The 440-nt window shown below is 73.6% G+C and carries 1 protein-coding gene; it reads left to right on the top strand.

Translation table 11 applies throughout. The features are described from left to right. On the top strand, positions 1 to 440 hold a 440-nt coding region (locus AN216_RS00230; RefSeq protein ID WP_139140808.1), incomplete at both ends, for an alcohol dehydrogenase catalytic domain-containing protein.

The raw sequence follows: 440 nt of genomic DNA, 5'->3' as shown, positions 1-440 counted from the left end.
CCTCGCGCGGGTCGCCCGGGTCGCACCGGCCGACACCCTGCAACCGCCCGCCGACGCCGCGTCCTGGCTGCTGGACATCCCGAGCAAGGGCAGCCTGGACAGCCTGACGCTGGCGCCCAGCGCGCGCGGGGACGCGGAGTTGGCGCCGGGTGAGGTGCGGATCGCGGTGCGCGCGGCGGGCGTGAACTTCCGGGACGTGCTGAACGCGCTGGGCATGTACCCGGGCGACGCCAGCGACTTCGGGCTGGAGGGCGCGGGCGTGGTCGTCGAGGCCGGCTCGGACGTGACCGATCTGGCGGTCGGTGACCGGGTACTGGGCATGTTCCCCGGCGCCTTCGGACCCTTGGCGGTGGCCGATGCCCGTACGGTCGTACGGATTCCCGAGGGCTGGTCGTTCGCGCAGGCGGCGTCGGTGCCGATCGTGTTCCTGACGGCGTATT

This window comes from Streptomyces oceani (assembly GCF_001751245.1).
GTDB classification, from domain to species: domain Bacteria; phylum Actinomycetota; class Actinomycetes; order Streptomycetales; family Streptomycetaceae; genus Streptomyces; species Streptomyces oceani.
The sequence above is the reverse complement of the archived record's forward strand: the minus strand, read 5'-3'. Positions and strand labels throughout refer to the sequence as shown.